The sequence below is a fragment of the Acinetobacter sp. NIOH-H-8 genome (genome assembly GCF_046635365.1).
In the GTDB taxonomy this organism is placed as follows: domain Bacteria; phylum Pseudomonadota; class Gammaproteobacteria; order Pseudomonadales; family Moraxellaceae; genus Acinetobacter.
In genome coordinates this window covers 58,866-80,968 of record NZ_JBHDVN010000009.1, presented here as the reverse complement: position 1 = coordinate 80,968, position 22,103 = coordinate 58,866, and the positions used below count along the sequence as shown (strand labels likewise).

Genomic DNA, 22,103 nt, shown 5'->3' with positions numbered 1-22,103 from the left:
TATGTACGCCTATACAGTCGAACCACTGTATGTCAAAAACAGTCAGGAAGTGATTGCTGCGGATTTCTATCGTCCTCAACAGATTGACAAACCAGCTGTGATCCTGATGGCTCATGGCCTAGCGGCTTTACGTCATTTTAAACTGGTGCAATATGCCCAACGTTTTGCCAGTGCAGGTTATGCGGTGGTTCTGTTTGATTATCGCTATTGGGGAGGCAGTACCGGGCGTCCGCGTGAATTGGTGTCGATCGGTGCTCAGCTTGAAGACTGGCGTACCATGATCCAGCATTTGCAGGCACGTAAATCCATTGATGCTAAACGGATTGTGTTATGGGGAACGGCATTAAGTGGCGGGCATGTACTGACATTGGCCGCAGAACTAAAAAATATTCAGGCGGTAATGGTACAGGTACCCTTTGTTGATGGTGCAGAAAGTGCCAAACTTTATCCTTTGCAGCAATTGCCTAAAGCCCTGAAGATTTCTAGTCAGGATTATATGGGGGCAAAGGTAGGAATGGCGTCCAAGACCTTGCCGGTGGTTGATCGTCATGAACTCTGTTTTATGCCGACACAAGACAGTTATGAAGGATATCTATCCATTGTGAATCCAGATTATTACTGGAGTGGTCATATCCCAGCCCGGGTATTCTTTAAATTGATGCGATATCGTCCTATTCAGGAAGTCCGCAAAATCACTATTCCTGTCCTGTTTATCGCAGCACAACAAGACAGCCTGATTCCCATTGAAGCCAGTCGGGAAACCGCAACCAATATTGCACCATTTGTACAATATCATGAGTGGAATATGCGGCATTTTGATATTTATCATGGTGAATGGTTTGAAAAAGCAGTCTCGACCCAATTAGAATTCTTACATCAACATATTGGAGTGCGCTAGATGATCATTGTATGCCCGAATTGCCAGGCTAAAAATCGTGTGCCTGAAGAAAAATTAACGGCCGATCCAGCATGTGGTCAGTGTCATCAAGCTTTAGTTCCATTAGCGCCGATTGAGCTAAATGAACAGAACTTTAGTCAGTTTGTCACCCATAGTGATCTTCCCATCCTGATTGATCTATGGGCAGACTGGTGTGGTCCATGTAAAATGATGGCACCGCATTTTGCTGCTGTAGCAAAAGAAAATCCACAAGTGGTATTTGCTAAAATTGATACCGAAGCCAATCCGCGATTAAGCTCAGCATTTAATGTACGTAGTATTCCGACGCTGGTTTTGATGAATAAAACCAATGAAATTGCTAGAATAAGCGGTGCATTACGTTCAAGCGAACTACAAAAGTGGCTTGATCAGCAGTTAAATAATGCTCAATCCTAATTTAAAAAGCCTGGAGTTCAAGTGACAGATTCTCATATTAAACCAGAGGGAGTACTTTCCCTGCAGACGATTGCAATGCCTGCGGATACCAACTGGAGTGGAGATGTATTTGGTGGCTGGATTGTTTCACAAATGGACTTGGCGGGAGCAATTCATGCAGAGCGCTTTAGTAAAGGACGCTGTGCAACGATTTCGATTAACCAGATGACCTTCCTGGTTCCTGTGAAAGTCGGCGATGTCATTAGCTGCTATACCAAAATTCTAAAAGTCGGTAATACTTCAATCCAGATGCAAATCGAAGTATGGGACAGTCATGATAACTCACGTGCACCTGTACGCGTGACTGAAGGGGTATTTACCTTTGTCGCAGTGGATGTCAAAGGCAATAAACGTCCAATTCCAGATGAAGCAAAACAGAAATTTGCAGAATCTCAGCAGAACTCATAATTCATTAAATAAAAAATCCCAGATCAATAATCTGGGATTTTTTTGTCTGTATTGAAATTAGCCTGGCTTCAACTGGTTCTTGGCAATCCAAGCCCAGAGCATTTCACATTGAATCGGTGCTTCACCAGATTCATCAGTTACAATAACTTGTACTAGCGTTTCACCTTTTTCTGAACTTTGCATCAATTGCTGCTGTTCAGGAGTCAACGTAGCCACCGCAGTCATGGCACCTTTGGTTGGACGCTTAAAGTCCACTTTTAGGCTTTTAATCAGAACCACTGCGCTGTCAGGCACATTCATCGCAGTCACAAAACCGGTCACTGTTTCTGCCAGCAGTGCCATGGCACAGGCATGAATCTGACCGATATGGTTCTGCATGACCTTATGATTGGCCATACTTACCACGACTTTGGAAGCACTGATTTCCTGATAGCGAATCTTGGCAGAGCCAACCATTGGAACTACTCGGCCAAAAGTCTTACTCAATAAAGCAGTACACATACCTTGCGGTAATCTTGATGTCGCTTTGACCAGTCTGGTCAGTCGGTTGCTCTTTGCCATAATTCCATCTACAGACGTTGAAATATCTTAGTCTTTAAAGTTGTTAAACTGTAAAGGCAGACCGAATTGTTGTTCTTTCAGGAATGCCATCACTTGTTGCAAGGTATCGCGCTTTTTATCAGTCACACGAATCTTGTCGCCCTGAATTGAAGATTGCACTTTAATACCGCTTTCTTTAATGGCCTTATTAATTTTTTTCGCCGTATCTGAGTCAAGGCCATCTTTAAGCTTGATCACCTGAACTACATTTTTGCCTGAAGCGGTCATTTTTTGTGGATCTAGTGCCTGAATATCCACTTTACGCTTGAAGAAATGATTTTCCAGCATGGTATACACTTGCTCACATTGGAAATCACTTTCTGTGCTAATTTTAATTTCCTTGTTTTTTTCATTCAGTTCAATAGAAACATCCTGTCCACGGAAATCGAAGCGGGTTGCAATCTCTTTTTGGGTATTTTGAACTGCATGATTTACTTCAAAAATTTCTAATTCAGAAACAATATCGAAAGAAGGCATAGTTTAGACCTTTACAAAGGGAAAGAATATCTGAGATGCTAGGGATGTTTTCTTCATTTGCCAAGTGTTGTTTACATCAAAGGAGTGCGCAATGATCCGTAAACAAGAAATTACAACATTTGAGTTCCCAGAAAATGCTGTAATCTGGGATGTACGAGATGCAAGTGCTTATGCTGAAGCACACGTGAAAGGGGCGGTCAATCAGCCCATTAACGATCTTTCAGCAGATAGCCTGACTCAGGTGTCAGCGGATCAACCGATTTACATTTTATGTGGTGGTGGGAGTAAAGCTCCACGTGCAGCTGAAAAATTAGAAGGTTTTGACAGCTCACGTGAATATGTCATCCTGATGGGTGGTACTCGTGCTGCTCGTGATGCAGGTATGCCACTGGAACAAGGCGCATAATTGACCTTGTGAAAAAAAAGCGCCGTCAGGCGCTTTTTTGTTGTCTAGATTTCTTCAAAGCCCCTTTTTTTAAAGAGGGGGTTAAACTCTTTCTAAAATCTCTCCCTTGCGGAACAGTGTTCCTCCCCCTTTATTAAAGGGAAGGCTCTTTAATCTTGAGGCTTAAAATAAGGCTTCTTGGCTTTTACCTTCTTTTGAAAGCGTGTCACGTCGAGTTTCTTTACCAAGTTCGAAGGTGCGGGACAGGCTTCCCCTAAAATTTGGGCTGCCAGAATTTCACTACACAGTGGTGCAAATAGAAAACCTTTGGAGCCGAGACCTGCAAAACTGTAAATCTCTTCATCTGCTTTCATTTTTCCGAGTAAAGGAAAATAATCCTGACTCTGGGCACGTACCGATGCTCGACCTTGCCAGGTTTCGGTAGAGGGTAATAACTGTGCATATTCAGGAAAGATACTGTGGATAAGTTTATAATTATGCACATGATCTTCTATTAAGACTTCTGCATCATCCCGACCCGGATAGAATGAAGCACCCAAAATCAGTTGTTCGAGATTGAGCTGCATACAGTAACCGCCATAACTATAGGCTGTATCCTGATTTAGGGGCTGATCGTGATTATTGACCCAGCTAACCTGTCCACGAATCGGTTTCAGGAGTGGATAATTTTTAAAGAATTGCTGGGTATCACGTGCGGTACATACAATGATGTGATCAAACTTGCCTAAGGATTGTTGATCTGCAAATAACTCAGGTTGAGTAGTAGTTTCAATACGGTTAATTTTAGCCTGTACATATTGAATAAGAGGATGCTGCAAAATTTCATCACGCAGTTGATGAGGTGAAACTGTGCCCGCTGCTAACAACTTTAAAGCTGGAAATTCAGTTTGAATCTCTTGGTCTGTTGCACTTTGAGCAGCAAGAATGTCTGCGGGATATTCATCTACCAATCCTAAAAGCTGTTCAGGATTTTTTAAGGCAAGCTGATTGACCTGAATTGAGCGAAAAGCTTTAAATTTCTGATAATGATTTAAGGCATGCTGCCAGGCCACCGTCATCAGATGTTCAGCACTTTGCTCAACTGGACACAGTTTAGGATTAAGCAGGGCAAGGGGATTGCCGGAACCGCCTGAAAGAGGCGCTGACTGGTCGTAAATCGTGACTTGATGACCACGCTGAGCGAATGTCAATGCTGCGCTTAAACCTGCGATTCCAGCGCCAATCACAGCGATTTGACGAGGTCTGGTAGGACTCTCTAGATCTGGTTCAGTTTTTTTCTGAGCAATTTCCAGCTCTAAAACCGTTTCACTGTCTTTATTTTCTTCAACAGGATTCCAGATCGCTTTCAGCATCTCACGTTTATGGCCAAATCCACGTGGACGGGAAATGGAGATTCCATGTCGTTTTAAACCACGCTTTAAGACACCCGCAACACTGAAAGAAGCAAAAGTTGTTCCGATCTCGGATAAACGCACAATGTTATTTAAAACATTTTCTTCCCACATGTCTGGATTACATGATGGTGCGAAGCCATCCAGAAACCAGGCATTAACAGGTGCAGTTTTTTCAATGACAGGAAAGACATCATGTGCATCTCCCAGCCACAGATCCAGACTGAAACGCTCTTCAGGAAAGCTGAGCCGATGACAACCGGCAATCGGCATTGGATATTGGGAGATGAGTTGATCTGCTAGCGGTTTCAATTCTGGCCAGGCATTTAAGGCACGGACTAAATCTGCTCTAGAAAGCGGAAATTTTTCTACTGAAATCGCATGCAGATGGCTTTGGTTATCCGGACGAACCTGTTGCCAGAGTTGCCATAACGCCAGAATATTTAAACCCGTACCAAAACCCGTTTCACCGACACAGAAATATGCAAAAGGTTTTAAATCGGCCAGACGGGTACTAAGTTCATTGCCATTTAAAAAGACATGCCGGGTTTCCAGCAATCCATTGTCTTTGGAAAAATACACATCACCAAATTGCTTGGACACAGGCACATCAATGCCATCCACCAATTGCCAATCCAGATCGGCAGTTTGAATTGCATGCGACAAAACGGGTACAACCTTAAAGATATTTGGACGGCTTATAGATTACCACTGACGGCGACGTTTGGTATAAACATAGCTCGCTATCAGAAAGCCAAGTAATACACCGACTGCCAAAGTTGCAGCACCGTAGAGAAACATCTGGGCACTACGTTCACTTTGTAGGACCTGTACCTGAACCCCGAGATTGTCGTTCTTGAGCTGCAATTCCTGATTTTGTGACAGGGCTTCCAGATTGGCTTTTTCCAGTTGCTGTAGACGCGTTGCCTGATCTTTGACTAAAGCTTTGACTTTGGCATCTTGCTGGGCTTTCTGCTTGGCAATTTCTTCTGCGGTGAGCGGCTTTTTCGCAGTCGGCTGAACAGTCTGAGCAGTTGTTGCAACTGCTGGAATAATTCCAGCCTGCTGTGCAGAAGCGCCCTGAGCAGGTGCTTGTGTGGTAACAGCTTGGACAGGAGTAGCTGCTGGCTGTGTAGCCGGGGCAACTGGAGCAGAAACTTCAACAGCCCAGGCAGAAGGAATCATGAAACAAAAGCCAATGAAACTGGCGGTAACAGCGCGCATGAACCTTATCCTTTAGGAAATGCTTTATTAAATGGTTTCACATCAATATGCGCGTATACGCCTTCTTTCAGGAATGGCTCATCCTGTAACCATGCATCCAGTGCTTCACGACTGTCAAAATCAACGATGATGGTGCTGCCATAGAAACCGGCTTGGGGATTGGCTGGATCTTTAGGCATGGCACCTGCAACAATCAGACGACCTTCAGCATCTAACTGTTCCAGACGTGCAAGATGTTGTGGACGAATCGCAAGGCGTTTTTCAACTGTACCTTCCCGGTCGGTACAGCTAACGACGAATAATGGCATGATGACTCTCTATCGTTTGTAGTTGGACTTATTCAGCTGTTCTAAAGTATTTGCGCAATACAATAAACTGAATAATGATAAAGGAAAACATCACAATCATGTCACCGAATGCAGTAAATTCGCCCCAATATTTTCCATCCATCCATAAATAGGCGAAGAATGTATGCAGAAATGACATGAGAGTAAACATACCGACCCATGCATAGTTCAATTTAAGCCAGCCTTTGGCACTCAGATTAAATACCGGACCAAACAGGCGCTGGATGAGAGGCTTCTTATCTTTGCTAAACCATGGCGATAACAGGAAGACACCAGCGAAAACCAGATTCAGTAATACAGCTTTAAGACGGATATAGAAATCGTCGCTGAGCATCAAGGTAATACCACCGAAGATCACCGTCATAAACAGAACGATCCATTGCTGTTTGTCCAGGCGGAATTTTTGCATGACAAATAACGCACCATAGACCACCAGCATGGAAATGATCAGACCCGTAGTTGCAACGAGAATATTGTTATTGTCGACACCCCCCGCAGAACCGATCAATTGTAAAAGTTGATGGTCAGTGTCTTTTGGATCTACAGTTTTATATAAATAAAAGAAAATAATGAGTGGCACAAAGTCTAAAAGTGCTTTCATGTTAGAGTATCTAAATCTGATCAAATAAATGTCATAGTATAGAGATGCACGGCGTAGATTTACATACACATAGTAATATTTCTGATGGAACTTTGAGTCCTCAGCAATTGGTCGAAGCGGCTGCGGGCAAATTCATCCATACTTTGGCCCTAACTGATCATGACACCATGGACGGTTTGGTGCTGGCTGAAGAAGCTGCCAAAAATCATGAGATTAAGATAATTTCTGGAGTCGAGATTTCCAGCCAGTGGTCACGTCCAGCGACCAAGAAAAATTATGGTGTGCATATTGTGGCACTCAATGTTCAGAATCCTGAGCCGTTACAAAAAGCCCTCAATCAGCAGAAAATCATTCGTGCTGAACGCTCTAAGCAGATCTGTGATCTTCTGGTTCCTTTAATTGGTCAGGATATTTATGCTGACGTGATTGCCAAAGTTGATAATATTCCTGATCGGGTTACCCGAACCCATATTGCCAAAACGCTGGTAGAAAAAGGCATTGTGACCCGCCCCCAACAGGCCTTTGATAAGTACATCAAGGAAGGTAAAAAGGCCTATGTCAAATTTGATGGTCTGGGTCTGGAAGAAACCATTCAGGTGATTCATGACAGCGGTGGCTTTGCCGTGCTGGCTCATCCGACCCGTTATGATTTATCGGCGACCAATATTCGTTATCTGATCGAGATCTTTGCCAAGTTTGGTGGAGATGCAGTGGAGCTACCGCCCGCCATCGATCCAAGTTCAACCCGTCAGATGGTTGACCGGATGATTGCAGAGCAAGGACTTAAAGTATCAATAGGAAGTGATTTTCATGGCGACAATATGCCATGGGTTAAACTAGGCCAAGTCCCAAGCCTAAAACCAGGGCAGATCGGGATCTGGGAGAGTTTTGTTTAATGAGTTAAGCAGTAGTCGCAACACTGTTACCCATCCCAACGTGAAGGAATTCTCTCTGGATAAGAGAGGTAACCTATTAAAGCAAATTGTTATCTTGAGCTTGAATCGGTGGTGGCGTCGGTTTACCTAGAGTTCCCAAGAGTTCAATTTCAATAGTACGAACCATAGAATCAAGTGGTAAGTCATTGCTTTGGGTACCAAAAGGCTCCTCGATTTCTGAACTTAAAGCGTCCAGTCCTAGGAAGGTATAAGCTAAAATGCCGACCAGAAAAGGGGTGAATAAACCTAAGGTTGCACCAAGGCTAAACGGCAGAATAAAACAGAAGAAATAAACAGTACGATTCAGCAGAACCGAATAAGCAAAAGGTAAAGGAGTCGTCGCAATCCGGTCACAACCTGTCTGCACAATACTGAGTTCCGCAACATGATTATTCATCTGCATATAAATGATGTCGGAAATTTCACCTTCTTTAAGAGCTTGCATCAGCTCCCACTGAATCAGACTTAAAGTATATTGTGGGGCATTGGCCTGTTGATAAAGCTGGGTAATCGCCTGCTGACTCATTCCACTGGTTTCCACCAGCTCAGTCGGATTGGCTGTCTGATGGCGCAGACGGTCACGCAGGACATTCGCGAAAACGATGACGTGCTGAATCACACGTTCACGACGGCCTTGCGACAACATCCGGCAGTCACGGTCAAAATGACGTGCATTGGCAATCAGAATACCCCAGAGTTTACGTGCTTCCCACCAGCGGTCATAACAGGCGGTGTTTTTAAAGCCGAGAAAGATAGACAGCACTACGCCGATGAGGGTAAAGCCGACGAGAGGGAGTTCTGGAAAATGGAAATAACCTACACGTGAAAAACCACCAATAATGGCTGAAATCAGCATGACCACGCCTAAAGGAGGTAAAACCTTAGGTAAAATCGTTCCTCGCCAGGAAAATAATAATTTAAAAACGTTCTGCTGGTCACGTACGATCATTTATTGGAATCATCACAATTTTTTTCATGATCTTCTTGAGTTGTAGCTGCTTTGTCAAGTGCTATTCCCCCTTAGACTTCAGGTTTGATGAGTTGCTGCTCAGCAAAGGAAAAACTGCCTTCCAGAGCAATGATGCAATGATCAATTAAACGGATATCGACCAGTCGACATGCCTGCTGAATCTGGCGGGTCAGATACAGGTCAGCCTTGGAAGGAGTGGCTTGGCCCAAGGGATGATTATGCGCAATTACAATTGAAGTTGCCTGTTGGGTAATGGCATATCTGAGCAACTGATTAATCGAAATATCACATGCATTCACAGAGCCATAAAACAGCTTTTTAAATGAAATTTTCCTTAAACTGGCGTCCAGACACAGGACCGCGAACACTTCCTGATTTTCACCCAATAATTCGAAACGTAAATAATCCCGCAGTCTTTTTGAATTACTTAGTTCTAAGGCATCCTGTTTAAGATGCTCGGCAATATAACGCCGTCCTAATTCTTTAACCGCCATCAGTTGGGTATATTTACTGATGCCCATGCCATGAAACTGACTGACTTCTTTTAAAGGTGCATCGAGTAATGCGGTCAAATGACCAAAATGTTGAATCAATAGCCGGGCTAATTCTACGGCCGAATGCTGTTGTGAACCAGATCGGAGAAAAATGGCCAGCAGTTCTGCATCAGATAAACTTTCTGCCCCATATTGGATTAAACGTTCCCGCGGCCGTTCCAGTTCAGGCCAGTTTTTGATTGAAAATTGCATAGTTATTAGACTTATTTATTATGAATTATGGGTTTTCCCTGAAGCTGATCTCTTGGGAATGCAATTATTTAATGCTATTGTGAGCCCCACTGCAACAGAAAGGTAAACTGTTCGTGAGCTTTGATCTAAGTGTAATTCCTCATAAAAATATCATTTTAGCAGTCACTGGCGGTATTGCTGCCTATAAAAGTGCCATTCTGGTTCGCCGTCTGAAGGATGCCGGGTTTAATGTGCGGGTTGTCATGACTCAAGGCGCACAGGCTTTCATTACTCCTTTGACCTTTCAAGCTTTGTCAGGCAATCCGGTACATACCGAGTTGCTGGATCCTGAAGCAGAAGCGGGCATGGGGCATATCGAGCTGGCACGTTGGGCTGATCTGTTATTGGTTGCACCAGCCAGTTGTGACACATTGGCAAAATTTGCTGCAGGTCTTGCAGATGATTTGCTGAGCACTTTGTATCTGGCAACTAATGCACCGGTCTGGGTCGCACCAGCCATGAACCAGCAGATGTGGGCTGCCAAAGCCACACAGCGTAATCTGGCGACTTTGATTGAAGATGGCGTACATGTGATTATGCCGGATGCCGGTTCGCAAGCCTGTGGTGATGTAGGCTTGGGACGTATGCCGGAACCAGAAGATCTGGCACGTCAGGTCACTGAGTATTTTCATAAGGCACAGCGCGCGATTGCAGAAAAATTTGGCATGCTTGCGGGCAAACAAGTAACCATTACGGCTGGTCCGACCCGTGAAGCGATTGACCCTGTACGTTATATTTCCAATCACAGTACCGGGAAAATGGGTTTTGCATTAGCAGCAGCCTGTTATGCAGCTGGAGCGAATGTGACCCTGATCGCTGGTCCAGTGAGCCTAGATACACCGAATGGCGTCAAACGTAAAAATGTTTCTTCGGCAGTGCAAATGCTGAATGAAAGCATGCAAATGCTGGAGCAGGGTTGTGACATCTTCATTGCGACCGCTGCAGTAGCTGATTATCGTGTCGCACAGGTAGCCGAGCATAAAATCAAGAAAGCAGGCGATGAGCTGAATGTCGCTTTAATAAAGAATCCGGATATTGTGGCGACCATCGCACAGCAGGAAAAACGTCCATTTATGGTAGGCTTTGCTGCAGAAACCCGAAATATTGAAGAATATGCAGCGGGTAAACTGGTGGCGAAAAAACTGGATATGATTGCCTGTAATGATGTTTCGCGTGCGGATATCGGCTTTGCATCCGATGAAAATGCCATGACGGTATTCTTTGCCGAACACTATCATCTGGATAAGCGTGATCTGGACAAGGCCTCTAAACAGGAAATTGCTCAGCAGTTGGTTGAAGCGATCCATGATGCCTTGCACCATGATCCTGCTGCAGAAGATGATTTTTAAGTTTTCAATGACGGTTAAAGCCCTGACTGATTCAGGGCTTTTTTATAGGGTTTTTACCATAAAGTTAAAAAGTCAGAACGATATAAAAATAAAAACGACTTTATAGACTAAGGATTTATTTATTCATTTATTTAAAAAAAGTATAAAATGGATCACAGAATAATCCAAAGATGAAAAGTTTTACACATCTGTAAAGCAGTGAGAGAACATAAGGGGGCGGGATGAAAAAAATCATAATGATATTGATGATCGCCTGTCTGGCTGGATGCAGTTATTTTGTATCGATTGATGAACTGGCCAGAAATATTCAAGGACAAATGCAGCAAGAATTTAATGCCAATCCGAATTATCAGCATTATCGTCTGACTGTAGTAAATGTAAAAATCCGCCATCGCAAAGGCAATGAGTTTGAAGCAGTTTCACATCTGAATTATCAGGGTAATGAATATCCCATTAACGTTAAAATTTCAAAGGTGAATGGTGGTTATAGCTGGGCCATTGAAGATGATGCTTTTGCCTTTATCGATGAAATCGAGATTGAGAAATATCGTCAGCAACTGGATCGTGAACTGGAACAGCTGGCCTCATCACTCGATGATCTAGAACCTGTGAATGAACCTACCAGTATTGAGTTCGGGTCAGATGTCCGTCCAGTTACAGAGCCTGTTCTGCAAGCGGCTTCCTATGATGAAGAACCGATTCCGGTCGGAAATATTACGGCCTATACCCACTAATTTTTATTTTAGGTCATCAAAAAGCACCGGGTCTCGGTGCTTTTTGATTTTAAGGCTGAACTTGATGTTCACGCAGATAATCTTCAGTGCGCTGCATGGCTTCCTGAATATTCAATAATGCTGTTTCTACATCTTTTAGCGTTTTGGCATTGCCACCACTTAAAGCCTGACGCCATTTACGTGCACCTGGTAAGTTCTGAAATAAACCTAAAATATGACGGGTAATAATTGACAATGGTGCACCTTCAGCCATACGTTGGGCAATATAAGGCAGCATTTGTTGCATGATCTCAAAACGGTCCGGTGCTTCGAGATTCCATAGTTGACCCAGCTCAGCTAACAGGTACGGGTTGTGATAGGCTTCGCGGCCAATCATCACGCCATCGACATGCTTGAGATGTTCAAGCGTGTCTGCGTAGGTTTTAATCCCGCCATTAATTTCAATGGTCAGTTCCGGCCGGTCCTGCTTCAGACGGTAAACATCTTCATAGCGCAGTGGCGGGATTTCACGGTTTTCTTTAGGCGAAAGACCTTGGAGTAAAGCAATTCGGGCATGTACAATAAAGTTATCGCAACCGGTTTTGGCAACCGTATCCACAAAATGCAGCATTTCTTCATAAGAATGCATGTCATCAATACCAATGCGGTGTTTCACACTCACCGGAATATCAACGGCATTACGCATTGCATCAATACATTCTGCGACCAGATCAGGTTCGGCCATCAGGCAGGCACCGATTTTATTATTCTGTACCCGATCACTCGGACAGCCGACATTCAGGTTAACTTCGTTATATCCCCAGTCCTGAGCCATTTTAGTACAAGTTGCCAGATCTTGAGGATTCGAACCGCCGAGCTGTAACACAATCGGATGTTCTTCTTGATTGAAGTCCAGATGACGTTTGGCATCGCCATGAATGATGGCGCCCGTAGTCACCATCTCGGTATATAAAATGACATTTGGATTAAACAGGCGCGCAAAGAAACGATAATCTTTGGTGGTCCAGTCCATCATCGGCGCAACACTGATGCGAGGTTGAAGTTTGTTTTCAATGGTGCTGAGATCAGTCATTCAAAATCACGCCTTAAATGAAATGGAAGAGAAATAGCAGTACTAGAATAAGCAGGAGTTGCTGGAAATCTGCTCAAAAAAAAGCAGTACTGCAAAAAGAGGGCGTAATACTAGCATAAAATCTGCATGACCAAAGGCTGAACTGCATGAGGATCTATAACTGTCATTCCAATAAAGATATTTAACAAGAGAAATTGTGGGAATTGAAAAAATAAACTCCCAATCATTCTGCAATGCTATATTTTGAGATAATTAAGATTAAGATAAAGAAAACGAGATAAATAAGGAGAATAACGATGCTCATGTTGGAGGAGATTTATAAAAGCAAAAAACCTCAGCATTCAGACTATTTTAATTTACGGATTCAACGGGGACTTAGCTGGTTTAAAAAAGCATTAGAGCTGGATGAGGAACTAGAGTTTAAGTTTATTAGCCTGTGGATCAGTTTTAATTCGATCTATGCACAAGAAACAGAGGTTCGTCAGGATCAACAAAGCCTGCATCAATTTCTGGAAACCCTCTGTCAAAAAGATGTGGAACAAAAACTTCAGCATATTGTCTGGGAAAAATATAGCCAGCCAATTTCTGCACTGCTGGATAGCCCTTATACCGATCAAGGTTTCTGGGATTATCGCCATCATAAAGTCAGTCTGGAAAGCTGTCGTGAAGCATTAGACCAGCAAAAGCAAAAAATACAAAAGGCTGTACAGGAACGGAATTTAAGTGAAATCTTATTGGTGATTTTTAACCGTCTTTCCACCTTGCATTATCAGCTTATGCAGGGCGGTGCGACTTATCAGAGCTCATTTAACGTCAAACAGCTCCAAGACAGTTGCCGGGTTCTGGCCGGGTTGCTGCCCACTTTTATCTGCATCCTTTTGGAAAATGCAGCGACTTGGGATTCGGGTAAACCTTATTACCCAGTGGTACAAGTCAGCTAAATTTTTTAAGCTTTTGCTCGATGTTGTTGCCATTGATCGATCAGCGCAAACAGGCTGGCGCATAGTGCCAAGCCAAGTCCAAACAGACAGGTCATGCTCCAGCCACCATGATGCCAGGCATAGACCCCCAGAGCTGAACCACAGGCACCACCAATAAAATACAGCGTCATGTAAATAGAGTTTAGTCGTGATTTGGCATCCGGGCGCAAGCGGAAAATCACGTTCTGATTACAGCTATGAGTAATCGCCAGACCTAGGTTAATCAGGGCATAACCCAGAATATAACTGAGCAGTGATACGCCACCAAAATATAAAAATAGCCAGCTTCCTGCCAGAATTGAACAGCCAATCCAGGTCAGGATCTTGATATAGCCACGATCCGCCCATTTGCCAATAACTTGAGTCGATAGCGCACCGAAAACACCAACTAGGGTTACTAGGCCCACCATCACATCAGAAAGATGAAAAGGTTTTTGGGTCAGCAGCAGGGCAATGGTCGAAAACAGCATGCTCATGGCGGCAAAGGCACATGCACCAATCAGGGAACGTAAGCCCAGTCGCGGTTCCTCACGCAGTAACATACCCATCGATTTAAAAATCGCTGCATAGCTGATTTGCATACGCGGCATGCTGGGTAATTGTCCTTTTAAATAAAAGCCCAAAACCAGCAGTGCCATACTGCTGAGCGCATAAATGGTTTTCCAGTGAAACAGGTCAGAAAGCAATCCGGCAATACTGGTCGACAATAAGATACCGACTAATAAGCCACTCATGAGAAAACCGACCACTTCTCCGGTTTTTTCAGGTCGGACAGCCATCGTAGCTAAAGGAATCAGAATCTGGGCAGCAACAGAAAATAGCCCGGCAATAATAGTCCCCACCCAGAGCATCGGCAGGTTGACTGCTGTGGCACAGATCAGCAAGCCTAATGCGGCACCAAACATCAAGAAAGGAATGAGTCTGGACTTATTCAGCATGTCTCCCAAAGGCACAATAAACAGCAGGCCCAAGGCATAAGACACCTGCGCAAAGGTCACGGTCAGCGCCACTTGGGATTCTGGTACCTGATAATATTGCTGAATTGAGGAGATAAGCGGTTGGCAATAATAGTTTGCACCTGCACATAAACCACATGCGATCGCCATCAGCCATAACAGAGATTTATTTTGACTGATATCGAGAGGAGGAGACATGGCAAGTACCTTAAGCTCAGGGAGAATTTTTATAAAGAACATCAAAGATGATGCAGAAGTTGCAGGCACTATAGGCGAAAACCCGTCAGGATAAAAGTAGAAAAATAGTGCAAAGTACTCGCACTCATAGAAGAGAAATGCCACAAAAAAGTACTTTTCTGGATTGATAAGAGATGAAAATTCGCTAGAAATTTAACTTTTTCACTTAAGAAAATGTACGTGGAAGCGCTTTGTATTAAGTCATCTCATTTAAGACCAAGTGACAGAGATCAATCTGAATCAGTGATTGCCCAAAATTGGTGCAAAATGAAGAATTTGTAAATCTGACAGTGGACTGAGTATTAATATAATAAATGTTGCAGAATATTTTTTTCACCTATTTCAGGCAAGTCTTAAGACTTGAGCTGAATAAGTCAAATAAGTGAATCCCAAATCAATTTTTTCATCATCAATTCATATTTTTTATGAGTGAAAAATGAAAAAGTTATAGGAAAACAGTATTTTTAGATCTTAAAAATGAATATTCCAAAGTGGATTAAATTTGTCAAAAAGGTCAAAAACAGAAAACTGCCTTAGAAAAGTGCCTTAATTTAGGCTTTATCAGTTCATTTGAAATAAAGGTTTGCTGAGCAGGAAAAATGAAATATTTGTCAGAATGATCAATGTAACAAAATACAACAAAAAATAATCTAATAAAAAATAACCAGGAAAACAGGCATCGTTCAAGAGAATGAATATCGTTTATAAATTCAGCAAATCAAAATAATCAGACTGAATTAATAAATGCTATATGACAGCATCATTTTTATGAATCATCAGTTCAAAATATGGGTATTTATTAAATAAATAATAGGTAGTAATTTCTAGAAGTTTAATTAGAATCCAAAAATTCAACAAAAACACATCCTGAGGGGAAGCACCGTAAATCACGGTGTTTACTTAAGAAAAAATTAGCTTGAGGGACGCTCATGCAGATTGGAATTCCAGCCGAAACTGTCGTCGGTGAAAATCGCGTCGCTGCGACGCCTGAGACAGTAAAGAAATTGATCAGCGCTGGTCATAGTGTGGTGATCGAACGTGGAGCAGGTGTTAAAGCTGCTTACATCGACAGTGCCTATGAGCAAGTTGGTGCCAAAATTACGGATGATGCCTACACCGGTAGCCAGATAGTTTTGAAAGTTCGTGCACCGAAGGGTGAGGAAATTCAAAAGCTGTCAGCCAACACCACGGTTGTAGCGATGTTTGACCCATACCGCAATACCGAGCTTGACCAGTTCGCGGCACAGAATGTGTCTGCATTTGCTCTTGAGCTTTTGCCACGTACTCTATCACGTGCGCAAAACATGGACGTATTGTCTTCGCAAGCGAACCTTGCAGGTTATAAATCAGTGCTTTTAGCTGCTGCTGAATATCAGCGCATGTTCCCTATGCTGATGACAGCGGCAGGTACGGTAAAACCGGCTCGTGTCGTGATCATGGGTGTCGGGGTAGCAGGCCTTCAAGCAATTGCAACAGCGAAACGCCTGGGTGCAGTCGTAGAAGCAACTGACCTTCGTCCGACTGCCAAAGATCAGGTTGAGTCTTTGGGTGGTAAATGGCTAGACGTGCCAATGTCTCCTGAAGAGCAGGCACGTGCTGATGAAGCAGCTAAAAACGGTTATGGCTGGATGCCAGGTGAACAGTACATCAAGGATCAGGCAGCGATTGTCGATAAAGCGGTATCGAATGCCGATATCGTGATTACCACTGCATTGTTACCAGGTCGTGATGCACCACGCTTAATCCGTGCTGAAACTGTAGCCAAGATGAAACCAGGCTCAGTGATTCTGGATATGGCAGTGGAATCAGGCGGTAACGTGGAAGGTTCTAAGTGCGGCGAAACTGTTGTGACTGAAAATGGTGTGAAGATTCTGGGTGTTCCAAATATTCCATCAACGGTGTCGACTGAAGCGTCAGCGCTATATGCACGTAACGTGTATAACTTTGTTGAAACACTTTTTGATGCAGACAAGAACTTTGTCCTGAATCAGGAAGATGAAATTCAAAAAGCCCTACTTGTCACTCACGGCGGCCAAGTGCTGTTAAAACGTGGTTAAGGAGCAGACTCATGGTTGAAACAATTACGATTTTCGTCCTGGCCATCTTCGTGGGTTACTACGTGGTTTGGGGGGTAACACCAGCACTACATACGCCATTGATGGCGGTGACCAATGCCTTGTCTTCGATCATTATCGTGGGCGCAATGATTCAAACCGTTGGCCTGCCAATGGTGGGCGTTGAAGGCAGTGTGGATTTCCAGACCATTAACGTGGTGAGTGTACTGGGGGCAATCGCAGTATTTCTGGCGAGCATTAATATTTTCGGTGGCTTTGCCGTGACTGCACGTATGCTGGAAATGTTCAAACCTAAGCAAAAGAAAAAAGAGGGTTAAACCATGGAATTTATTCGAGAGTATGCGGATTGGTTCTACCTGATTGGCGCCGTTCTTTTTATCTTAACGCTACGTGGTTTGTCTGGTCCTAAAACTGCAATTGCAGGTAACCGCTACGGTATGATTGCCATGGCGATTGCTGTAGTCACCACATTCTTTGTCGCTGAAAATCCAGTAGTCTGGATGATTCTTGCAGCAATGGCGGCGGGTGCAGTAGTGGGTATTGCGCGTGCACGTACTGTACCAATGACCCAGATGCCAGAAACAGTAGCACTCATGCACTCACTGGTGGGTCTGGCTGCGGTACTGATTGCAGTTGCCGCAATTATCCATAACAACAAGCTGGTTGAATTGGGTCCGGACCTGTTAGCTGCAAATGGTGTGACTTTCCATGAAATGAGCAAAGTTCACCTGTTTGAACTGTTTGTGGGCTGTTTTGTGGGTGCGATTACCTTTACTGCTTCTGTATTTGCATACGGTAAGCTGGCTGCAAAGAAATGGGCAAAAACCATTTCAGGTGGCTGGGTAAAACCGGTTCAGGCTCTGATCTTTATTGCAATGCTGGCAGCAGGGATTCACTTCTTCCTGACAGGTAGCATGACATCTTTCTGGGCAATGACTGGTCTTGCACTAGCATTTGGCTGGGTATGGATTGCGCCAGTAGGCGGCGGTGATATGCCGGTTGTGGTTTCGCTGTTGAACTCATTCTCAGGCTGGGCAGCAGCAGGGATTGGTTTCACACTTGAAAACAACATGCTGATCGTTGCGGGTTCGCTGGTCGGTTCTTCAGGTGCGATTCTGTCTTACATCATGTGTAAAGCGATGAACCGTTCAATCATCAATGTATTGTTTGGTGGTGCGATGGGCGGTGCAGCTGCACCGACAGCAGCTACGGGTGCACAAGTGCAACGTAACTACCGTTCAGGTTCTGCAGATGACGCTGGCTTCCTGATGTCAAATGCAGACAGCGTTGTCATTGTACCGGGTTATGGTATGGCACAAGGCCGTGCACAAAACGCAGTAAAAGAGCTGGCAAACTTGCTGAAAGAGCAGGGCGTGACTGTACGTTTTGCGATTCACCCGGTTGCCGGTCGTATGCCTGGTCATATGAACGTATTGCTTGCAGAAGCTGATGTTCCTTATGAAGACATTCTGGAAATGGATGAGATTAACTCGGACTTCCCGGCAACTGACGTAGTACTGGTTATTGGTGCAAACGACGTTGTAAACCCGGCTGCAAAAGACGATCCGAACTCACCAATCTACGGCATGCCAATTCTGGAAGCTCATAAGGCACGCACCATCATGGTCATCAAGCGTTCTATGGCGACCGGTTATGCAGGTCTGGACAATGACTTGTTCTATAACGACAAGACCATGATGATTTTCGGTGATGCGAAGAAAGTTGTGGAAGATATGACTAAAGCGATTAATGGTACAGGTCACTAAGACTTTCCATTCGCTGGATTATCTTAAATCCTCCTTTTAAAAGGAGGATTTTTCTATTTAAATAAGAGAGAAATTTTCCCTCCTATATAAAAGATGAATCGGGAAGAATTACAAAATAAAATTAGCTACGGTGTTTTATTTTTAGAAAATTGATCTGGATAAAATTGCAACAAAACGTTTAAAAAATAGGCTGACTAATTAAATCTGATCAAAAAACGAATTCATTAAAGTTTTTGACCCATAAATTTCTTTTTCGATTCAAGTTAAACAATATAAAAAAAAGCGACCTACATAGGTCGCTTTTTTTGAATATTCGATGTTTATGCTACAGAATCTGCAGGATTGCGCCATAGGCTTTCTAGGTCATAGAATTTACGCGCTGTAGGCAGCATGCAGTGCACTACAACAAAACCTAGATCAATCAGGATCCATTCTGCATCACGTTCGCCTTCGATACCAAGCGGACGGAAACCTGCTTTACGTGCTTCTTCAGCAACATTATCTGCAAGTGATTTGATATGACGGGTTGATGTACCGCTTGCAATCACCATGGCATCTGCCACGTTACTGATGCTAGCAACATCAAGCTGAACAACTTCTTTAGCCTTTACATCTTCGAGGGCTGCATGTACAACTTTCAAGCATGCGTTTACTGCTTGTGCATGAGAATTCATAGTGTGATCGTGAGAATTAGAAGCGCTGGGCGATGGTTCTAAATTCATAGGGAGTATAATTTCCTAACAATTATGCATGATCTAATATAGCGGTTTTAGCCCAAAATTTCAAATGCACCTTCCGCCGCTTTAGTCATACTCCGGGAAGAACTGTTCTTTCCAGCCAAAGGATTCTTCCGAAGTCCCCAGAGGTTTATATTCGGCTGCGACATAACCATTGTATTGGCTATTCTCTAACCATTGAAAAATCTCATAATATGGAATGGAAGCGGTATTGGGTTGATGACGCCCCGGGCAGTCTGCAAACTGGATATGACCAATCTCTGCAATATTTTCTTTTAAGGCTTCAAGTACATCTTCACCCATCATGGCCATATGATAACAGTCATATTGCATTTTCAAGGCAGGATGATTGACAGCTTCCAGCATCTCCTGAGCTTGGGCCACATTCTGAATCAGGAAACGTGGCATGTCCTGACCGTTGATCATTTCAAGGACCGGCTGAATCTGATAATCAGAGAGCATGGAGCAGGCAATTTTCAGATTACTCGCCAAGGTGTTCAGGCAAGGAAGCAGGTCACAATCCAGTGGCTGTTTGCCGGCCAGAATATTGACACTTGGCACATTCAGAGCAGTCGCATATTGAATGGCCTGCTCTACAGCATGACGAAACTCGATTTCCTGTCCAGGAATACCGGCCAGACCGTGTCCACCTTGCATCAGATCACCAGCAGGCACATTAATCAGGCAGATGTCCAGATCATGCAACTGAAGCTGCTGCTGAATCTGCTCAATGCTCAGTTCATAGGGAAACTGGATTTCCACATGTTTAAAACCGTGCGCATGAGCCAAGGCAAAACGTTCTAACAAAGGTACTTCCGTAAAAATCATGGAGAGGTTAACGGCGAGTTTGGTCATGGACTTTTCCTTGCTCAAGGCAGAATATTGAAATGAAATATTTAATGGTCTACGTGCTTGATTACAGTAGCCAGATCGGCCTCAGCAAATCCGTCTTGCTGATGGGCTTTGAGCTGAGACAGGGCCTGGCTTGCCACAGGGATATCCAAAGATAAAGTAGCAGCCAGTTGCACCGCATTGTTCAGGTCTTTCGACAGTGTCTGCACTTTCCATTGCACGGGTTCAAACGTCTGGCTGGCCATACGTGGGGCCAGAATCTGAAAAGGCTTGGAGTCAGCAAAACCACCGGCTAATGCTGGTGCAAGCAGGGCAGTATCTACACCGGCACGATCGGCCAGGGCCACTGCTTCAGCGATCAGGGTACTGTTCGCCGCTACAATCAGCTGGTTACAGATTTTAGTCGCCTGACCGGTTCCCGTATCACCCATGCGAGTGACACGTTGTGAAAGCACGGTATAGATGGGATCAAGTGCGGTAATAGTTTTTGCATCACCACCCGCGAAGATGACTAGCGTGCCTTGTTCTGCACCGGCTGTACCGCCAGACACAGGAGAGTCAATCCAGATTACTTGTTTGGCTTTAGCCTCTTCAGCCAGAGTTTTAGTTTGATGTACGGAAAGACTGGAAAAATCGACAATAACCTGTCCAGCCACCAGATAGGGCTGAATCTGCTCAAAGACCGATTGCACTGCGGCATCATCTGCCAGACAAGTCAGAATAACCGGATAATTTGCAATTTGATCTAGAGATAGCGGAGTGGCTCCAAGAGCAAACAAAGGATCGCGGACACTGGCCGTACGGTTCCAGACTGCAACTTGAAAACCTGCTTTTAGCAAGCGGGTTGCCATACGACTGCCCATGAGTCCCATACCTAAAAAGGCAATTTTGCTATCACGATCGAATTGCATCTTATCTCTCATCTCTTGATTTTGCTTCAGCCATAATTATCGATATTGACGTGGTACAAACTGCACGTCCGGATTTTTATCCTTCTTGCGTGCCAGTTGGCTGTTTTTACCGAGTAACAGTTTAAGCTGCCAGATTTTTTCCATACGCAATGACTTGTTGGGTTTGTGCTCCATCGCATCCAGCACAAATTTAGAGGCCATCAAGGCATCTGGAGAGCGTTGTAACATTTCTTCAGCCAAAGCTTGTGCTTTTGCTAATGGCTGTTCATCAACATGGGTGATCAGGCCAATTTCTTTGGCATAGGCACCTTCAAAAATACGTGCGGTTAAGGTCAGCTCTTTGGCCAGATCAATCCCGATCAGACCTTTGAGTGAACGCGTTAATCCCATGTCTGGTACTAGGCCCCAACGAGTTTCCATAATTGACATTTTGGTCGCAGGATGCGCGATCCGGATATCCGCAGCCAGCGCAAGTTGCATACCTGCACCAAAGCAGAAACCTTCAATGGCTGCAATGACGGGGACAGGCAGTTCCTGCCAGACCAGAAAAGCTTTCTGGAATAAGCTCTGTCCAGGACGGATCAGTTCCCAAGCCGCATAGGCCCGATTTTTAGGATTATTTAAATCGGCCAAGTCAATGCCGGCACTAAAGACCTGCGCTTCACCGGTTAAAATGACACAACGCACTGACTTGTCTTTTTTAATCCGGTTCGCAATCTGCACCAGTTCACGCAGCAGGGCAAAGCTCATAGCATTACGTTTGTCTGGACGGCTGAGAGTAACCGTGGCAATTCCATTATTTTTTTCAAAGCGCACAAGTGACATGGTATTCATCCTTAATTTTTCTGTAAGCGAGCATAGCATGAGCAATCTGTGCTTGCATGACAGCGCAGTCATACAGATATGAGTGATTAAAAC

At 44.1% G+C, this 22,103-nt stretch carries 25 protein-coding genes; 11 read left to right on the top strand and 14 right to left on the bottom strand.

Going from position 1 to position 22,103, the window contains the following annotated elements; genetic code table 11:
* Position 1: 1 nt before the first annotated feature.
* The 3 genes from ACEWB7_RS06070 (at position 2) to ACEWB7_RS06060 (ending at position 1,780) form a co-directional block, all read left to right on the top strand.
* On the top strand, positions 2-898 hold the full coding sequence (locus ACEWB7_RS06070) for an alpha/beta hydrolase (protein ID WP_411580497.1): 897 nt from the start codon (positions 2-4) through the stop codon (positions 896-898).
* On the top strand, positions 899-1,333 hold the full coding sequence (trxC, locus tag ACEWB7_RS06065) for a thioredoxin TrxC (RefSeq protein WP_004783672.1): 435 nt from the start codon (positions 899-901) through the stop codon (positions 1,331-1,333).
* Positions 1,334-1,408: 75 nt separating this feature from the next.
* A complete protein-coding gene (locus tag ACEWB7_RS06060; RefSeq protein WP_171523022.1) occupies positions 1,409-1,780 on the top strand; it encodes an acyl-CoA thioesterase in 372 nt (123 codons plus the stop codon).
* A 57-nt stretch (positions 1,781-1,837) separates the two neighbouring features.
* On the opposite strand, the gene ACEWB7_RS06055 is transcribed toward ACEWB7_RS06060, so the two are convergent.
* Positions 1,838-2,341, bottom strand: a complete 504-nt coding sequence (locus ACEWB7_RS06055) for a DUF4442 domain-containing protein (RefSeq protein ID WP_262738086.1) — start codon at positions 2,339-2,341, stop codon at positions 1,838-1,840.
* Between the two features lie 27 nt (positions 2,342-2,368).
* The gene (locus ACEWB7_RS06050; RefSeq protein ID WP_004783667.1) at positions 2,369-2,857 is read right to left on the bottom strand and encodes a YajQ family cyclic di-GMP-binding protein; all 489 of its coding nucleotides are present in this window, start codon (positions 2,855-2,857) and stop codon (positions 2,369-2,371) included.
* Positions 2,858-2,948: 91 nt separating this feature from the next.
* Between ACEWB7_RS06050 and ACEWB7_RS06045 the strand changes: the two genes are divergently transcribed.
* The gene (locus tag ACEWB7_RS06045) at positions 2,949-3,263 is read left to right on the top strand and encodes a rhodanese-like domain-containing protein (protein ID WP_005233835.1); all 315 of its coding nucleotides are present in this window, start codon (positions 2,949-2,951) and stop codon (positions 3,261-3,263) included.
* A gap of 149 nt (positions 3,264-3,412) precedes the next feature.
* Here ACEWB7_RS06045 and mnmC read toward each other — a convergent pair whose 3' ends face one another.
* From mnmC to ACEWB7_RS06025, 4 genes are read right to left on the bottom strand one after another with little or no spacing between them, the layout of a single operon-like run.
* The gene (mnmC, locus tag ACEWB7_RS06040) at positions 3,413-5,320 is read right to left on the bottom strand and encodes an FAD-dependent 5-carboxymethylaminomethyl-2-thiouridine(34) oxidoreductase MnmC (protein ID WP_262738088.1); all 1,908 of its coding nucleotides are present in this window, start codon (positions 5,318-5,320) and stop codon (positions 3,413-3,415) included.
* Between the two features lie 39 nt (positions 5,321-5,359).
* Positions 5,360-5,878 (bottom strand): hypothetical protein, encoded by a 519-nt coding sequence (locus tag ACEWB7_RS06035; protein WP_034170858.1) that lies wholly within the window; start codon positions 5,876-5,878, stop codon positions 5,360-5,362.
* A 5-nt stretch (positions 5,879-5,883) separates the two neighbouring features.
* Positions 5,884-6,186, bottom strand: a complete 303-nt coding sequence (locus ACEWB7_RS06030; protein WP_004783657.1) for a YciI family protein — start codon at positions 6,184-6,186, stop codon at positions 5,884-5,886.
* Between the two features lie 28 nt (positions 6,187-6,214).
* On the bottom strand, positions 6,215-6,826 hold the full coding sequence (locus ACEWB7_RS06025) for a septation protein IspZ (protein ID WP_005233839.1): 612 nt from the start codon (positions 6,824-6,826) through the stop codon (positions 6,215-6,217).
* A 44-nt stretch (positions 6,827-6,870) separates the two neighbouring features.
* Here ACEWB7_RS06025 and ACEWB7_RS06020 point away from each other — a divergent pair, with 44 nt between their 5' ends.
* The gene (locus ACEWB7_RS06020; RefSeq protein ID WP_262738089.1) at positions 6,871-7,722 is read left to right on the top strand and encodes a PHP domain-containing protein; all 852 of its coding nucleotides are present in this window, start codon (positions 6,871-6,873) and stop codon (positions 7,720-7,722) included.
* Positions 7,723-7,798: 76 nt separating this feature from the next.
* Here the strand turns inward: ACEWB7_RS06020 and ACEWB7_RS06015 are convergent, their stop codons facing one another.
* The gene (locus tag ACEWB7_RS06015) at positions 7,799-8,710 is read right to left on the bottom strand and encodes a bestrophin family protein (RefSeq protein WP_004783652.1); all 912 of its coding nucleotides are present in this window, start codon (positions 8,708-8,710) and stop codon (positions 7,799-7,801) included.
* 71 nt (positions 8,711-8,781) lie between these two features.
* On the bottom strand, positions 8,782-9,477 hold the full coding sequence (radC, locus tag ACEWB7_RS06010; RefSeq protein WP_262738090.1) for a RadC family protein: 696 nt from the start codon (positions 9,475-9,477) through the stop codon (positions 8,782-8,784).
* Positions 9,478-9,590: 113 nt separating this feature from the next.
* Between radC and coaBC the strand changes: the two genes are divergently transcribed.
* Positions 9,591-10,865, top strand: coding sequence for a bifunctional phosphopantothenoylcysteine decarboxylase/phosphopantothenate--cysteine ligase CoaBC (gene coaBC, locus ACEWB7_RS06005; protein ID WP_262738091.1), 1,275 nt, complete (start codon positions 9,591-9,593; stop codon positions 10,863-10,865).
* A gap of 221 nt (positions 10,866-11,086) precedes the next feature.
* Positions 11,087-11,599 (top strand): hypothetical protein, encoded by a 513-nt coding sequence (locus tag ACEWB7_RS06000; RefSeq protein WP_262738092.1) that lies wholly within the window; start codon positions 11,087-11,089, stop codon positions 11,597-11,599.
* A gap of 49 nt (positions 11,600-11,648) precedes the next feature.
* Here the strand turns inward: ACEWB7_RS06000 and dusA are convergent, their stop codons facing one another.
* The gene (gene dusA / locus ACEWB7_RS05995; RefSeq protein WP_262738093.1) at positions 11,649-12,671 is read right to left on the bottom strand and encodes a tRNA dihydrouridine(20/20a) synthase DusA; all 1,023 of its coding nucleotides are present in this window, start codon (positions 12,669-12,671) and stop codon (positions 11,649-11,651) included.
* Between the two features lie 296 nt (positions 12,672-12,967).
* On the opposite strand from dusA, the gene ACEWB7_RS05990 reads away from it, so the two are divergent.
* Entirely contained in the window at positions 12,968-13,612 is a 645-nt protein-coding gene (locus ACEWB7_RS05990) for a HEPN domain-containing protein (protein WP_262738094.1), read from the top strand.
* 5 nt (positions 13,613-13,617) lie between these two features.
* Here the strand turns inward: ACEWB7_RS05990 and ACEWB7_RS05985 are convergent, their stop codons facing one another.
* On the bottom strand, positions 13,618-14,805 hold the full coding sequence (locus ACEWB7_RS05985) for an MFS transporter (RefSeq protein WP_411580496.1): 1,188 nt from the start codon (positions 14,803-14,805) through the stop codon (positions 13,618-13,620).
* Positions 14,806-15,773: 968 nt separating this feature from the next.
* Here ACEWB7_RS05985 and ACEWB7_RS05980 point away from each other — a divergent pair.
* From ACEWB7_RS05980 to ACEWB7_RS05970, 3 genes are read left to right on the top strand one after another with little or no spacing between them, the layout of a single operon-like run.
* On the top strand, positions 15,774-16,901 hold the full coding sequence (locus ACEWB7_RS05980) for a Re/Si-specific NAD(P)(+) transhydrogenase subunit alpha (protein ID WP_034170850.1): 1,128 nt from the start codon (positions 15,774-15,776) through the stop codon (positions 16,899-16,901).
* 11 nt (positions 16,902-16,912) lie between these two features.
* On the top strand, positions 16,913-17,236 hold the full coding sequence (locus ACEWB7_RS05975; protein WP_004783638.1) for a proton-translocating transhydrogenase family protein: 324 nt from the start codon (positions 16,913-16,915) through the stop codon (positions 17,234-17,236).
* A 3-nt stretch (positions 17,237-17,239) separates the two neighbouring features.
* Positions 17,240-18,685, top strand: a complete 1,446-nt coding sequence (locus tag ACEWB7_RS05970; protein WP_004783635.1) for an NAD(P)(+) transhydrogenase (Re/Si-specific) subunit beta — start codon at positions 17,240-17,242, stop codon at positions 18,683-18,685.
* 320 nt (positions 18,686-19,005) lie between these two features.
* Here the strand turns inward: ACEWB7_RS05970 and rsfS are convergent, their stop codons facing one another.
* From rsfS to ACEWB7_RS05950, 4 genes are all read right to left on the bottom strand, one after another.
* A complete protein-coding gene (rsfS, locus tag ACEWB7_RS05965) occupies positions 19,006-19,407 on the bottom strand; it encodes a ribosome silencing factor (RefSeq protein ID WP_004783634.1) in 402 nt (133 codons plus the stop codon).
* An 81-nt stretch (positions 19,408-19,488) separates the two neighbouring features.
* Positions 19,489-20,277 carry a hydroxypyruvate isomerase family protein gene (locus ACEWB7_RS05960; RefSeq protein WP_395526851.1) on the bottom strand — a complete coding sequence of 263 codons (789 nt, stop codon included), beginning with the start codon at positions 20,275-20,277 and terminating at the stop codon, positions 19,489-19,491.
* A gap of 41 nt (positions 20,278-20,318) precedes the next feature.
* Positions 20,319-21,185, bottom strand: a complete 867-nt coding sequence (locus ACEWB7_RS05955) for an NAD(P)-dependent oxidoreductase (RefSeq protein ID WP_411580495.1) — start codon at positions 21,183-21,185, stop codon at positions 20,319-20,321.
* Positions 21,186-21,221: 36 nt separating this feature from the next.
* Positions 21,222-22,010, bottom strand: coding sequence for a crotonase/enoyl-CoA hydratase family protein (locus tag ACEWB7_RS05950; protein ID WP_005233879.1), 789 nt, complete (start codon positions 22,008-22,010; stop codon positions 21,222-21,224).
* Positions 22,011-22,103 lie beyond the last annotated feature (93 nt).